Source organism: Burkholderia sp. AU16741, assembly GCF_002223345.1.
Classification (GTDB): Bacteria; Pseudomonadota; Gammaproteobacteria; order Burkholderiales; family Burkholderiaceae; genus Burkholderia; species Burkholderia sola.
In genome coordinates this window covers 395029-409494 of the sequence record NZ_NKEZ01000005.1, presented here as the reverse complement: position 1 = coordinate 409494, position 14466 = coordinate 395029, and the positions used below count along the sequence as shown (strand labels likewise).

Here is a 14466-nt window from a genome sequence, read left to right as displayed (position 1 = left end):
GTCCCCCTTCCAAGGCCGGCGAGACCCACGGGTTTTCGGTAAACTACCGCCCATGTCCGTTTCGCCGGTTTCCATCGTGTCCACGCCTGTCGCCGTTTCCGCATCGCCCGCCGGAGTCCCGGATCAGCCGGCCCAGCCGGTCACCGTGCGGTGGCGGGGCCGCGAGGCGTACGAGGCGAGCTTCGACGCGATGCGCGCATTCACCGACACGCGCACGGCCGATACCGGCGACGAGATCTGGGTGGTCGAGCATCCGCCCGTCTATACGCTCGGCCAGGCCGGCGACCCGGCGCACCTGCTGGTGGCCGACAGCGGCGTGCCGCTCGTGAAGGTCGACCGCGGCGGACAGATCACCTATCACGGCCCCGGCCAGATCGTCGTCTACCTGTTACTGGACCTGCGCCGGCGCAAGCTGATGGTGCGCACGCTCGTGACGAAGATCGAGGCGGCCGTGATCGAAACCCTCGCGGCGTATAATCTCGCTTCGGTCCGCAAGGCGGGCGCGCCCGGTATCTACGTGGCATCCGGCGTGCACGAAGGCGCGAAAATCGCGGCCCTCGGCCTGAAGATCCGCAACGGCTGCAGTTATCACGGGCTGAGCCTGAACGTGAAGATGGATCTGCGCCCGTTTCTCGCGATCAACCCGTGCGGCTATGCCGGACTCGAAACCGTCGACATGGCGAGCCTCGAGGCTGCCGCCGACTGGAACGACGTCGCCCACACGCTGGTGAGCCGTCTGATCGCCAACCTCGACGGCGCATCCGCGGCCGCCGACAAGCCGCACGCACTGGAACAATCGAATGACTGACGTTACCGCTTCTCCCGCACCGGCCGATACGGCCGCGACCCCGGCCTACGATCCGACCGCCAAGCAGAAGGCGCAGGCGAAGACGGCACGCATCCCGATCAAGGTCATTCCGATCGAAAAGCTGAAGAAGCCCGAGTGGATCCGCGTGAAGGCGGCCACCGGCAGCTCGCGTTTCAACGAGATCAAGACGATCCTGCGCGAGCACAACCTGCACACCGTGTGCGAGGAAGCGAGCTGCCCGAACATCGGCGAATGCTTCGGCAAGGGCACTGCGACGTTCATGATCATGGGCGACAAGTGCACGCGCCGCTGCCCGTTCTGCGACGTCGGCCACGGCCGTCCCGATCCGCTCGACGCCGATGAACCGAAGAACCTCGCGCGCACGATCGCCGCGCTCAAGCTCAAGTACGTGGTGATCACGAGCGTCGACCGCGACGACCTGCGCGACGGCGGCGCCGCTCACTTCGTCGAGTGCATCCGCGAAACGCGTGCGCAGTCGCCGCACACGCGCATCGAGATCCTGACGCCGGACTTCCGCGGCCGTCTCGACCGTGCGATCTCGATCCTGAACGCCGCGCCGCCCGACGTGATGAATCACAACCTCGAAACGGTGCCGCGTTTGTACAAGGAAGCGCGTCCGGGTTCGGACTACGCGCACTCGCTGAAGCTCTTGAAGGACTTCAAGGCGCTGCATCCGGACGTCGCGACGAAATCGGGCCTGATGGTCGGCCTCGGCGAGACCGAAGAGGAAATCCTGCAGGTGATGCGCGACCTGCGCGCGCACGACGTCGACATGCTGACGATCGGCCAGTACCTGCAGCCGTCCGAGCACCACCTGCCGGTGCGGGCGTACGTACATCCGGATACGTTCAAGATGTACGAGGAAGAGGCGTACAAGATGGGCTTCACGCACGCGGCCGTCGGCGCGATGGTGCGCTCGAGCTATCACGCCGACCTGCAGGCGCACGGGGCAGGAGTGGTTTGATTGCTCGCTGACGCTCCGCGCATAAAAAGACCCGCTTTGCGGGTTTTTTTATGCATTTCTTTGTCTCGCCATCGTGACGCAGCGAAGCATCGGCTTCTAGCGCAGCGCAATTTCGTCAGCGTTCCCAGGATCGCGATCGCGTGGCTGTTCGATCTGGCGATGCGGTGGGTCGAGCGGCGGGTCGTGCCGGGGAAGGAGCGGGGGTAGGCCGTACGGGCTGCACGGACGCGGGCTGGCGCCCGTATCGAGAAAGCAAGGGGGCCGGGTTCGTATCGATCGAACCTCGGCCGCTGTCGTTTAACGGTCTAAAGCGAAGGGTGTCGCCGTGGCGAGTTAAAAGCGATAGCCAGCGCCGGCGCCCACCGCGACCGTGCCGCGAGTATTGGTCGACCCGGACGCCTTGATCACCCAGCGCCCATTGCGGGTGGCGGTCGACAGGCCGAACGCGACGGCCGATTGCCCGCTGTAGGTGCCGCCGGCGACCGCGACCATGCTTTCACCCGCCAGCGACGCCTGCGGCAGGTTCGCGATCGCGACCGCCGACGCGATCCCGCCGCTTGCATCGCGTCGATAGTGATCCATGTCGGATCGCACGCTGCCGATGCGGTCGTTCAGTTGCTGCACGTTCACGGCATCGGTCGGCGCGGTGCCGGCCGCCACGTTGGTGATCTGCCGCTCCTGCCCCGGCGCGCCGACGGACACCGTGTTGTCGCGATCGGCGACCGAATTGTTGCCGAGTGCAAGCGAATTCTGCCCCGACGCGGTCGCGTTGTTGCCGATCGCGAGACTGCCGTTACCGGATGCGGTCGAGTCCTGGCCGAGCGCCATCGAGTTCGAGCCGGTCGCACCGGAGCCGTCGCCCAGCTGCGCCAACTGGTTGCCGTGCTCGTCGCTCGGCGGCCGGGGAGTCGGGCCGACCCGCTCGATGTTCTTGATGCGTGTGTCGAGCGATTCCAGCCGCGTGTCGAATTGCTGCTGCATCGAGAAGAGCTGCCCGCCGTTGACGGCCTGCATGCTGCTCGCCGCGATCGCGCCTGCCTTGACGTTGTCGAGCAAGGTGCCGCCGACGCCGCCGAGCGTTGCGCGATCCAGCGTCAGGTCGTCGTACACGATCGCGCCGAGCGCCTTGCCGTTCGGATCGATCAGCCCGGTCGCCTTGAGCTGCGCGACCGTCACGGCATCGGTGTCGCCGGTGCCGTTCGACAGGCCGGTCAGCGTGCGCGTGCCGTCCGTGCCGGCGACGCTGACCGACGTGCCGCCCTTGTCGGCGCCGATCGAGATCGCGAGATTCGACGGATCCTGCCGGACGAGGCCGGTCGTGCCGTTGTCGAGCCGCGTGCCGAGATCGGTGACGTCGTTGCGGATCGACGTCACGTTGTTTTCGACGGTGGTGACACGGCCGTCGATTGTCGTGACGCGTCCGTCGAGTTGGGTCAGCGCACCGCCGACGTTGTTGAACGATTGTCCGTCGACCGTGTAGGTCGGGCCGCGCACGGTTCCGTCGGCGTTGACGGCCGCATCGCCGCCGAGCGCGGCAACGACGGGCTTCAGCTGCGACAGGTTGGTTGCGTCGGTGTCGCGGGTGCCGGCGCGAAGATTCACGAGCTGGCGCTCGCTGCCCGTATCGCCGATCGATACGGTGTTCGTGCGGTCGGCGACGCTACCCTGGCCGAGCGCGACCGCGCCGTTGGCGGTGACCTGCGAATCCGCGCCGAGCGCGACGCCGCGGACCGCCTGGACGCTCGATGAGGAGCCGAATGCGCTTGAGCGGTCGCCCACGACGGACGACGACACGCCGAACGCGCTCGAGCGGTCGCCCCGGACATGCGCCCCTTCGCCGATGGCAATGGTCGAGCGTCCGTTCGCCTCGGCTTTCGCGCCGATCGCGATCGCCGAGTAATCCCCGCCGGTCTCGCCATTCGCCTTTGCACCCGTTCCGATTGCGATCGAGCCGGCACCGGACGCGGTGGGCGTGCCACCCGTGCCGTCGTTGACCACCAGATTGTCCAGGATCAGGTCGGCGGCATGGCCGTAGCACGGCGCGAGCGCGACGAGGGCGAACGCGAGCGCCGACAGGCGGACGGAGGGCGCGGGTTGCCGCTTGGGTGCCGCATGCGAGCGGACGCGCGCGGTTCGGGAGGGTGAGGCGAAGGTACGTGACATTTAATCGCAGTCCTGATCGATACGATGTATGACGCAGCGGGCTGACGCATACGTGGCTTGGTCGAAAGGCGCGGGGCGAGGTGTTGTTGCTCGTGAGCGGCAAACCGCGATCACGTAGCCCCGACGTGAGCGAGCGACTATACGGACGGACGCGGGCGCCGTCGATCAGACCGGTACGAAATTGATTTAGCGTGGATAGGCCACGCTACGGTTGCGCGATGGCGGGGCGGCGTGAATGCCGGGATGGGGGATCGGAGCGCTCACGCAACGCGCGGCCACGGACGGCGCGCGAACGGAGAGACGACAGGAAGGCGGTGCGCGCCGATTCGCGCACACCGCCACGGAGGGACGTCGTTCGCCCTCATTCCCCCATCGCCACGCCTTCGCGCCGCGGGTCCGCCCCGCCGAACCACACCGTCTGCCCTTGCACGTTCAGCCGCTGGATCCCCTGCAGCCCCGAGTTCATCTCGACGATCCGCACGTCGTGCCCGCGGCCCTTCAGCCCATCGACGAGCGCATCCGACACACGTCCGCGTTCGAGCTGCGTCGGCCCGTTCATCGACCCGAAGTTCGGCGGCGCGATCGCCTGCTGCATCGTCATCCCCCAGTCGAGCACGCCGACCAGCGTCTTCGCGACGTGGTTGATGATCGCCGGGCCGCCGGCCGAGCCGACGATCATCGTCACCTGCTTCGTCTTCTGGTCGAACACGAGTTCCGGCGACATCGCCGAGCGCGGCCGCTTGCCGGGCTGCACGCGGTTCGCGACCGGACGGCCGTTGTCGTTCGATACGAACGAGAAATCGGTGAGCTGGTTGTTCAGCATGAAGCCGCGCACCATCAGCCGCGAGCCGAACGCATCCTCGATGCTGGTCGTCATCGAGAGCGCCTGCCCGTAGCGGTCGACGATCGCGATGTCGGAGGTCGACGGCCATTCGGGGCTGCGATCGTCGGCCAGTGCGAGCGTCGCGCCCTGCGGCGTGCCGGCCTGCGCGACGCCCATGCTGGCGTCGCCGATCAGCCGCGCGCGCTGTGCGAGATAGGTCTTGTCGGTGAGGCTCGCCCAGTTGCCGCCCGGCAGCGGCACGAAATCGGGATCGGCCACGTAGCGTGCGCGATCCGCATACGCGAGGCGTCCGGCTTCGCTGAACAGGTGCGCGGCGAACGGCGTCGGCTCGTAGCCGACCTCGTTGCGCACCGGTTTCTGCGCGCCGATCTGCTGCCAGTCGGGCATCGCTGCGAGGATGCCGAGCATCTGCGCGATCGCGAGGCCGCCCGACGACGGCGGCGGCATCCCGCACACGACCGAGCGCCGGTAGTCGGCGCACAGCGGCGCGCGCACCTTCGCCTTGTAGCGCGCGAGATCCTGCAGCGACAGCAGTCCCGGGTTGGTCGGGTGCTTGCGCACCTTCGTGACGATGTCGCGCGCGATCGCGCCGCTGTAGAACGCGTTCGCGCCGCGGTCGGCGACCTGGCGCAGCACCGTCGCGAGCGCCGGGTTCTTCAGCACCGTGCCGGCGGCCTTCGGCGTGCCGTCGGCGTTGTAGAAGTACGCGCGGGCGGCCGGGTCGTTGCTCAGGTACTTGTCGTTCGCGATCAGCATCGCCAGGCGCGGGCTGATCGTGAAGCCGCGCTCGGCGAGCCGGATGGCCGGCTGGAATAGCCGGCGCCACGGCAGCTTGCCGTGCGCGCGGTGCGCGGCCTCGAGCATGCGCAGCACGCCCGGCGTGCCGACCGAGCGGCCGCCGACGACGCCTTCGTAGAAGCCCATCGGCTGGCCGGTCGGCCCGTAGAAGAGGCGCTCGGTCGCGGCGGCCGGCGCGGTCTCGCGGCCGTCGTACGCCTGCGTCGTCTTGCCGTCGAAGTACAGCATGAACGCGCCGCCGCCGATGCCCGACGATTGCGGCTCGACGAGCGTGAGCACCATCTGCGTCGCGATGGCCGCGTCGATCGCGGTGCCGCCGGCCTTCAGCATGTCGTAGCCGGCTTGCGTCGCGAGCGGGTTCGCGGCCGCGATCATGAAGTGCTGCGAGGTCCAGCCCGGCTTGTCGGTCCAGCCGGACGACAGTTCGGGCGCGTGAACGCCCGGCAGCGGGACGGCCGCGCCCGATGCGGCGGCGACCGGGACGACGGCGCCCGACGGCGCGGACGGGGACGTGCAGCCGGCATTGAACGCGACGAACGCGACGGCGGCGAGCAGCGTCCAGGGACGCGAATGCGGACGAATCCGGTCGAACATGGAACCCTCGGCAGCAGTGAATTCGAAGGAGACGGCGGCGTCGATGTTGAGGTTGACGTCGGCGCGGGCGCAACGGCGCTGCCCGCCCCGGCGCGCTATTGTCACCGCGTGCCCGGCGGCTTGTCATCCGACAGGAAACCCTGACGCACCCCGCCGGGCCCGCCCCGGCCGGTCTTTCCGGCCTGTTCGAGGATGAACTCTATGAACGTCGACGTCGCGCGCGTGTGGTGGCGGTTCGGCATGTAGAGCATGTACATGTGGGTGCCGAAGATGCTGAGCCGGTACGCGTCGAGCGACGTGACGACGGCGCCGTGCCGCAGGTCGTCCTGCATCACGTAGTCGGGCACGATGCCGACGCCGATCCCCGCGAGGATCGCCTGGCGCAGGAACAGGAAGTTCTCCGAAATCAGCGTCGGCTCGAGCAGCACCTCGTGGCGCTCGTCGCCGAGATACGCGGCGATCCGCAACTGCCGCCCCAGCACCGTCGCGGTGACGACCGGCGCGGCGGCCAGCGCGCCGAGGCTCGCCGGCATCCCGTGCGCGGCCGCGAACGCGGGCGACGCGCAGGCGACGTAGCGCACCGCGCCCATGTCGCGCGCGACGAGGTTCTGCGGCGGCTCGGACATCACGCGGATCGCGATGTCGACTTCGTCGCGCATCAGGTCTTCCACGCGATTCTCGAACACCACGTCGAGCACGATGCCCGGATGCCGCCGCTTGAACGCGAGCAGCCAGTCGGACATCACCATCTGCCCGTAGCCGCTCGGCACCGACAAGCGCACGCGGCCCTGCAGGTCCTGGCCGAGCGTCGTCACCGATTCGTGCGCGGCGAGCAGCTCGTTGCGGATGCGCCGGCCGTGCTCGTACAGCTTCAGCCCGATCTCGGTCGGCTCCATGCGCCGCGTCGTGCGCCGCACGAGCTGCTGCCCGATCGAGCGTTCGAGCTGGTTCAACCGGTAGCTCACGTTCGCGCGGCTCATCTTGAGCCGCTGCGCGGCCTTGCTGAGATTGCCGGCATCGAGGATCTCGACGAGCAGCGTCAGCGCGTTCAGGTCCATGCGGGGTGTCTCCTGATCCGTCCCGTTAATCGATTCAAAGCGGCCCGAAGCGATCCGAAACGGTCGGAAAGCATTCAGTGTCAAGCCAGACTTGACAGCTTGTAAAGGCGTGCGGGAATTGTCAACGAATCTCGATCAATCGAGAATCGAGTCATGCCCGGCAACCACGCCGGACCGTTTCCCGCGCCGCCCGAACCGGCTCGCGCACCGGCGCTGCCGGCCCGCGCGACCGGTTCCCGCCGCCCGGCGCACCGCACGACTGGAGACACGATGAATTCCACCGCTTCCCCCGCCAGCCCCACGGCCGGCACCGTCACGCGCGAACGGCGCGACAAGGTGCTCGTCGTCACGATCGACCATCCGCCCGTCAACGCGCTGTCCGCCGACGTGCGGCGCGGCCTCGCCGACGCGATCGACGCCGCGCACGCCGACGACGCGATTCGCGCGGTGCTGATCGTCGGTGCCGGCCGCAACTTCATCGCGGGCGCCGACATCCGCGAATTCGGCAAGCCGCCCGTGCCGCCGTCGCTGCCCGACGTGTGCGAACGGATCGAATCGGGGACCAAGCCGGTCGTGGTCGCGCTGCACGGCGCGACGCTCGGCGGCGGCCTCGAGGTCGCGCTGGCCGCGCATTACCGGCTCGCGGTGCCCGGCGCGAAACTCGGGCTGCCCGAAGTGACGCTCGGCCTGCTGCCCGGCGCGGGCGGCACGCAGCGCGCGCCGCGCCTGATCGGCGCGAAGGCCGCGCTCGACCTGATGCTGACGGGCCGTCATGCGAGCGCCGAGGAAGCGCTCGCGCTCGGCCTCGTCGATCGCCTCGCGCACAGCGACGACACGCTCGCCGAAGGGCTCGCGTATGCGCAGGAACTCGTGTCGCTCGGCGCGCCGGTGCGCCGCACGCGCGACGCGCAGGGCCTGGCCGACCGCGCGGCCGCGCAGGCCGCGATCGACGCGGCGCGTGCCGAGTTACCGAAGAAATCGCGCGGGCTCTTCTCGCCGGCGAAGATCGTCGACGCGGTCGAGGCCGCGCTCACGCAGTCGTTCGACGCGGGGATGAAGTTCGAACGCAGCCTGTTCCTGCAGTGCCTCGACAGCCCGCAGCGCGCGGGCCTCGTGCATGCGTTCTTCGCGGAACGCGAGGCGGCGAAGGCGCCGGAGGCGCGGCGTGCGAGCGCACGGCCGGTCGAGCGGATCGGCGTGGTCGGCGGCGGCACGATGGGCGCGGGCATCGCGGTCGCGGCGCTCGACGCCGGACTGCCGGTGACGATGATCGAGCGCGACGACGCGTCGCTCGCGCGCGGCCGCGCGCACGTCGAGAAGGTGTACGACGGCCTCGTCGCGAAAGGCCGGATGACGCCGGCCGCCCACGCGGCGCGGCTCGCGCGCTTCAAGGGCAGCACGTCGTACGATGCGCTCGCGCAGGCCGACGTCGTGATCGAGGCCGTGTTCGAGGACATGGCCGTGAAGCAGGCCGTGTTCGCCGAACTCGCGCGCGTGTGCAAGCCGGGCGCGGTGCTCGCGACCAATACGTCGTATCTCGACATCGACGCACTCGCCGCGAGCATCGACCGGCCGGCCGACGTGATCGGCCTGCATTTCTTCTCGCCGGCCAACGTGATGAAGCTGCTCGAGATCGTCGTGCCGAAGCGCGTGAGCCCGGACGTCGTCGCGACCGCGTTCGCGCTGGCGAAGCAACTGAAGAAGACGCCGGTGCGCGCGGGCGTGTGCGACGGCTTCATCGGCAACCGGATCCTCGCCGTCTATCGGACGGCGGCCGACTACCTGATGGAGGACGGCGCGTCGCCGTACCAGATCGATCGCGCGGTGCGCGCGTTCGGCTTCCCGATGGGGCCGTTCCAGGTGGTCGACCTCGCGGGCGGCGACATCGGCTGGGCGACCCGCAAGCGCCGCGCGGCGACGCGCGATCCGAACGCGCGCTACGTGGCGATTTCCGACCGGCTGTGCGAGCGCGGCTGGTTCGGGCAGAAGACCGGCCGCGGCTACTACCTGTATCCGGACGGCGCGCGCGTCGGCACGCCGGACCCCGAAGTCGAAGCGATCGTCGCCGAAGAGCGTGCGAGGAAGGGCGTCACGCCGCGCACCTTCACCGATGAAGAAATCCTGCGCCGCTACCTCGCCGCGATGATCAACGAAGGCGCGAACGTCGTGCACGAGAAGATCGCGCTGCGCCCGCTCGACGTCGACGCGGTGTTCCTGTACGGCTACGGCTTCCCACGCTATCGCGGCGGCCCGATGCACTACGCGGACACGGTCGGCCTCGCGAACGTGCTCGCCGATATCCGCGCGTTCGCGAACGAAGATCCGCTGTTCTGGAAGCCGTCGCCGCTGCTCGTCGATCTCGTCGCGCGCGGCGCGGATTTCGCGAGCCTGAACCGCATCGACTGAACGCCCACCGCATTCGCCACGGACCCACGATGGACCTCGATTTCACTCCCGAAGAGGAAGCGTTTCGCACGGAAGTGCAGCGCTTCCTGCAAGCCGAACTGCCCGAGCGCATCGCGCGCAAGGTGAAGGGGGGCCTGCACCTGACGCGCGACGACATGCGCGAATGGCATGCGACACTCAACGCGCGCGGCTGGCTCGCGAGCCACTGGCCGCGCGAATACGGCGGCCCTGGCTGGAGCGTCGCGCAGAAGTTCCTGTTCGACAACGAATGCGCGCTCGCCGGCGCGCCGCGCATCGTGCCGTTCGGCGTGAACATGCTCGGCCCCGTGCTGATCAAGTACGGCAGCGAAGCGCAGAAGCGCCACTGGCTGCCGCGCATTCTCGACGGCACCGACTGGTGGTGCCAGGGCTATTCGGAGCCGGGCGCCGGCTCCGATCTCGCGGCGGTGAAGACGAGCGCGGTGCGAGGTGTGGACGCGCAGGGCGATCACTACGTCGTGAACGGCCAGAAGACGTGGACCACGCTCGGCCACTACGCGAACATGATCTTCTGCCTCGTGCGCACCGCGACCGACGTGCGCAAGCAGGAGGGCATCAGTTTCCTGCTGATCGACATGAACACGCCGGGCGTCGAGGTTCGCCCGATCATCACGCTCGACGGCGAGCACGAGGTGAACGAGGTGTTCTTCACCGACGTGCGCGTGCCGGTGGAAAACCTCGTCGGCGAAGAGAACCGCGGCTGGACCTACGCGAAATACCTGCTCACGTACGAGCGCACCAACATCGCGGGGATCGGCTTTTCGACTGCGGCCCTCGACCGGTTGCGCGCGGTCGCCGCGAAAGTCACGAAGCACGGCCGGCCGCTCGCCGACGATCCGTTCTTCGCGGCGCGGCTTGCCCGCGTCGAGATCGAGCTGGAAAACATGCGCACGACCAACCTGCGCGTGCTGGCCGCGGTCGCGGGCGGCGGCGTGCCGGGCGCGGAAAGCTCGATGTTGAAGATCCGCGGCACGCAGATCCGCCAGGAGATCACCGCGCTGATGCGGCGCGCGATGGGGCCGTACGCGCAGCCGTTCGTCGAGGAAGCACTCGATGCCGATTACGACGGCGAGCCGGTCGGCCCGGAAGAGGCCGCGAGCGCCGCGCAGCAGTATTTCAACAACCGCAAGCTGTCGATCTTCGGCGGCTCGAACGAGATCCAGAAGAACATCGTCGCGAAGATGATGCTCGGGCTGTAAGAGGGACGCGACGATGGATTTCCAGCACACAGAAGACCGCCGGATGCTGGCGGACACGTTGAACCGCTTCATCGCCGAACAGTACGCGTTCCCGGTGCGCGAGCGCATCGCGCAGTCGGCCGAAGGCTTCGACCGCGCGATGTGGCGGCGCTTCGCCGAACTCGGCACGGTCGGCGCGCTGTTCGCCGAAGCTGACGGCGGCTTCGGCGGCGCGGGCTTCGACATCGCCGTGGTGTTCGAATGCCTCGGGCGCGGGCTCGTCGTCGAACCGTTCCTCGGCGCGCTGCTCGCGGGTCGTGCGCTCGCGCTCGCCGGCGGCGATGCGCATCGCGAGCGGCTCGCCGCGCTGATCGACGGCAGCGCGAGCGCCGCCTTCGCGCACGACGAACCGGGCTCGCACTACGAACTGACGACGGTGCGCACGCGCGCCGAACGGTCGGGCGACGGCTGGGTGCTGACGGGCGCGAAGGGCGTCGTCGACCAGGCCGCGCGGGCGGCGTTCTTCGTCGTCAGCGCGCGCGTGTCGGGCAACGACGACGACGCGGCCGGCATCGGCCTGTTCGTCGTGCCGGCCGATGCGCCGGGCGTGTCGCTGCGCGATTACCGGAAGATGGACGGCGGCCGCGCGGCCGAAGTGCGCTTCGAGCGCGTCGCGCTGCCGGCCGATGCCGCCCTCGGCGCGCCGGATGCGCACGACGGCGAGGCGGGCGCCGAACTGCTCGAGCGCGTGCTTGGCTACGGGCTGCTCGCGCTGTCGGCGGAAGCGCTCGGCGCGATGGACGTCGCGAAGGAGCACACGCTCGACTACCTGCGCACGCGCAAGCAGTTCGGGCTGCCGATCGGCAGCTTCCAGGCGCTGCAGCACCGGATGGCCGACCTGCTGCTCGAAGTCGAGCAGGCGCGCTCGGCGGTGATCAACGCGGCCGCGCAGCTCGATGCGCCGCGCGCGGTGCGCGAACGCGCGCTCGCGGCGGCGAAATACACCATCGGCCGGATCGGCACGCTCGTCGCGGAAGAAAGCATCCAGCTGCACGGCGGGATCGGGATGACGTGGGAGCTGCCGCTGTCGCATTACGCGAAGCGTCTCGTGATGATCGATCATCAACTCGGCGATGAGGATCACCATCTCGCGCGCTACATCGCGCTGTCGAAACCGCTGTCGACACAATAACGGCGCGCAAACGCGCAGGGAGGAGACAACGATGACGAACGACACGCGCGCGCTGCCGCTGGCCGGCGTGAAGGTGCTCGATTTCTCGCGCGTGCTGGCAGGCCCGTGGTGCGCGATGGTGCTCGCCGATTTCGGCGCGGAAGTGATCAAGGTCGAGCATCCGGCGCGCGGCGATGATACGCGCGACTGGGGGCTGCGGATCGGCGACACCGAGACCACCTATTTCAACAGCGTGAACCGCAGCAAGCGGTCGATCTGCGTCGACCTGCAGACGAAGCCGGCCGGCGCATCGCGCGCGAGCTGGCCGCGCAGGCCGACGTGGTGCTCCACAACTTCAAGTGCGGTGGCGCTTCAGCTTCACGCTCACCGCGTTGATGATCGCCACGTACTACGGCTTCATCCTGCTCGTCGCGCTCGCGCCGCACGTGCTCGCCGCGCCGCTGTACCGCGGCGCGACGACGACGGTCGGGATCGCCGCGGGCGTCGCGATCATCCTGGTCGCGATCGGCCTGACCGCGTGCTATGTGCTGCGCGCGAACCGTGCGTCGGTATGGGTCGACCTGCTGCACCACGCGCACGCGCCGGTGTTCCTCGACAACCCGGCGCTCGTGTCGGTGCCGCTCGCGTTCGTCGGGATCGTGGTCGGCTCGCTCGCGGATCGCGGCGAGCGCGCACGCCGCGAGCGCGACGCGTTCGCGCGGCAGGAGTTCTACGCGCAGACGGGCGTGCTGGCGAGCCGCGCCGTGCAGCACTGATTCATCCGATGAAACAATGCGTCCGTCCGGATCGCCGGACGGATATTTTCCGGAAATCCGGAATCCCGGATTTCCTTGCCTGCCGCATTATGGGAAATACAATGAAAACAATGGCTTGAGGGGTTCCGGGAACCTGGCATCGACCTTGCAATATAAAACGCATGGCCGGCCTCCGGCCTGACTATTAAACCAAGGAGACAACCGATGACCAATGCCTTCCTCCCCCTCCGGATGTCCTGAGGCATCGCTTGTTGCGGCACGGCAGCCGCGCGGGCGAATGCCTTCTCCCCTGAGACATTCGCCTGCGCGCGTGACGCCGTTTCCACGGCTCATCCACTTCAGCAGGAACCATCGTGAAGAAGAAACCCTTCTACAAAGTGCTCTATGTGCAGGTGATTTTCGCCATCATCGTCGGCGTGATCCTCGGCCACTTCTATCCGTCGATCGCCACCGACATGAAGCCGCTCGGCGACGGCTTCATCAAGCTGATCAAGATGGTGATCGGCCCGATCATCTTCTGTACGGTCGTCACCGGCATCGCCGGCATGGAGGACATGAAGAAGGTCGGCCGCGTCGGCGGCAAGGCGCTGCTGTACTTCGAGATCGTGTCGACCTTCGCGCTGCTGCTCGGCCTCGCGGCCACGCACCTGCTGCGTCCGGGCGTCGGCTTCAACATCGATCCGGCGACGCTCGACGGCAAGGCCGTCGCGTCGTACGCGGCGAAGGCGCACGGGCAGTCGACGGTCGACTTCCTGATGCACATCATCCCGAACACGATGGTCGATGCGTTCGCGCAGGGTGAAATCCTGCAGATCCTGCTGATCGCGCTGCTGTTCGGCAGCGTGCTCGCGCACCTCGGCGAGCGCGGCAAGGTCGTGACCGACTTCATCGACGGGCTGACGCGCGTGCTGTTCGGCATCGTGCACATCGTCACGAAGCTGGCTCCGATCGGCGCGTTCGGCGCGATGGCGTTCACGATCGGCAAGTACGGCGTCGGCTCGCTGGTGCCGCTGCTCAAGCTGATCGGCACGTTCTATCTGACGTCGGTCGTGTTCGTGCTGGTCGTGCTCGGTGCGATCGCGCGCGCCACGGGCTTCTCGATCATCCGCTTCGTGTCGTACATCAAGGAAGAAATGCTGATCGTGCTCGGCACGAGCTCGTCGGAAGCCGCGCTGCCGCAGCTGATGGAAAAGCTCGAGAAGGCCGGCTGCTCGCGTTCGGTCGTCGGCCTCGTCGTGCCGACCGGCTATTCGTTCAACCTCGACGGCACCAACATCTACATGACGATGGCCGTGCTGTTCATCGCGCAGGCGACCAACATCGAGCTGACGTGGATGCAGCAGCTCACGCTGCTGGCCGTCGCGATGCTCACGTCGAAGGGCGCGAGCGGGGTGACGGGCGCGGGCTTCATCACGCTGGCCGCGACGCTGGCCGTCGTGCCGACGATCCCGCTGTCGGGCATGGTGCTGATCCTCGGCATCGACCGCTTCATGAGCGAATGCCGTGCGCTGACCAACATCGTCGGCAACGGCGTGGCGACCGTCGTCGTGTCGGCGTGGGAGAAGGAGCTCGACCGCAACAAGCTGCGCCAGGCGCTGAAGGGCGGCAGCGAAGTCGCGCCGACCGAGACGACGGCCGGCGTCTGA

At 68.4% G+C, this 14466-nt stretch carries 9 protein-coding genes and 2 pseudogenes; 8 read left to right on the top strand and 3 right to left on the bottom strand.

Annotated elements, in window-relative coordinates:
• Positions 1 to 52 precede the first annotated feature (52 nt).
• Positions 53 to 808 (top strand): lipoyl(octanoyl) transferase LipB, encoded by a 756-nt coding sequence (lipB, locus tag CFB89_RS15090; protein ID WP_089468549.1) that lies wholly within the window; start codon positions 53 to 55, stop codon positions 806 to 808.
• The gene (gene lipA / locus CFB89_RS15085) at positions 801 to 1793 is read left to right on the top strand and encodes a lipoyl synthase (RefSeq protein WP_089468548.1); all 993 of its coding nucleotides are present in this window, start codon (positions 801 to 803) and stop codon (positions 1791 to 1793) included. Before lipB ends, lipA begins: the two co-directional genes overlap by 8 nt.
• 333 nt (positions 1794 to 2126) lie before the next feature.
• On the opposite strand, the gene CFB89_RS15080 is transcribed toward lipA, so the two are convergent.
• From CFB89_RS15080 to CFB89_RS15070, 3 genes are all read right to left on the bottom strand, one after another.
• Positions 2127 to 3956 (bottom strand): YadA family autotransporter adhesin, encoded by a 1830-nt coding sequence (locus CFB89_RS15080; protein WP_089468547.1) that lies wholly within the window; start codon positions 3954 to 3956, stop codon positions 2127 to 2129.
• 361 nt (positions 3957 to 4317) lie between these two features.
• Positions 4318 to 6192 carry a gamma-glutamyltransferase gene (gene ggt, locus CFB89_RS15075; protein ID WP_089468546.1) on the bottom strand — a complete coding sequence of 625 codons (1875 nt, stop codon included), beginning with the start codon at positions 6190 to 6192 and terminating at the stop codon, positions 4318 to 4320.
• A 101-nt stretch (positions 6193 to 6293) separates the two neighbouring features.
• On the bottom strand, positions 6294 to 7250 hold the full coding sequence (locus CFB89_RS15070) for a LysR family transcriptional regulator (RefSeq protein ID WP_089468545.1): 957 nt from the start codon (positions 7248 to 7250) through the stop codon (positions 6294 to 6296).
• 270 nt (positions 7251 to 7520) lie between these two features.
• Here CFB89_RS15070 and CFB89_RS15065 point away from each other — a divergent pair, with 270 nt between their 5' ends.
• The 6 genes and pseudogenes from CFB89_RS15065 (at position 7521) to CFB89_RS15040 (ending at position 14466) form a co-directional block, all read left to right on the top strand.
• A complete protein-coding gene (locus CFB89_RS15065) occupies positions 7521 to 9656 on the top strand; it encodes a 3-hydroxyacyl-CoA dehydrogenase NAD-binding domain-containing protein (RefSeq protein WP_089468796.1) in 2136 nt (711 codons plus the stop codon).
• Between the two features lie 29 nt (positions 9657 to 9685).
• Positions 9686 to 10894, top strand: a complete 1209-nt coding sequence (locus tag CFB89_RS15060) for an acyl-CoA dehydrogenase family protein (protein ID WP_089468544.1) — start codon at positions 9686 to 9688, stop codon at positions 10892 to 10894.
• 13 nt (positions 10895 to 10907) lie between these two features.
• Positions 10908 to 12065, top strand: a complete 1158-nt coding sequence (locus tag CFB89_RS15055) for an acyl-CoA dehydrogenase family protein (protein ID WP_089468543.1) — start codon at positions 10908 to 10910, stop codon at positions 12063 to 12065.
• Positions 12066 to 12096: 31 nt separating this feature from the next.
• Positions 12097 to 12416 (top strand): annotated as a pseudogene (locus CFB89_RS15050) (CoA transferase); the annotation flags it as partial.
• Positions 12417 to 12442: 26 nt separating this feature from the next.
• Positions 12443 to 12820, top strand: a pseudogene (locus tag CFB89_RS15045) (DUF485 domain-containing protein); the annotation flags it as partial.
• Between the two features lie 353 nt (positions 12821 to 13173).
• On the top strand, positions 13174 to 14466 hold the full coding sequence (locus CFB89_RS15040; RefSeq protein ID WP_089468542.1) for a dicarboxylate/amino acid:cation symporter: 1293 nt from the start codon (positions 13174 to 13176) through the stop codon (positions 14464 to 14466).

Excerpts from the sequence above, each read along its gene's own strand:
- lipB (WP_089468549.1), top strand. The coding sequence starts at position 53 with ATGTCCGTTTCGCCGGTTTCCATCGTGTCCACGCCTGTCGCCGTTTCC.
- lipA (WP_089468548.1), top strand. The coding sequence starts at position 801 with ATGACTGACGTTACCGCTTCTCCCGCACCGGCCGATACGGCCGCGACC.
- CFB89_RS15080 (WP_089468547.1), bottom strand. The coding sequence starts at position 3,956 with ATGTCACGTACCTTCGCCTCACCCTCCCGAACCGCGCGCGTCCGCTCG.
- ggt (WP_089468546.1), bottom strand. The coding sequence starts at position 6,192 with ATGTTCGACCGGATTCGTCCGCATTCGCGTCCCTGGACGCTGCTCGCC.
- CFB89_RS15070 (WP_089468545.1), bottom strand. The coding sequence starts at position 7,250 with ATGGACCTGAACGCGCTGACGCTGCTCGTCGAGATCCTCGATGCCGGC.
- CFB89_RS15065 (WP_089468796.1), top strand. The coding sequence starts at position 7,521 with ATGAATTCCACCGCTTCCCCCGCCAGCCCCACGGCCGGCACCGTCACG.
- CFB89_RS15060 (WP_089468544.1), top strand. The coding sequence starts at position 9,686 with ATGGACCTCGATTTCACTCCCGAAGAGGAAGCGTTTCGCACGGAAGTG.
- CFB89_RS15055 (WP_089468543.1), top strand. The coding sequence starts at position 10,908 with ATGGATTTCCAGCACACAGAAGACCGCCGGATGCTGGCGGACACGTTG.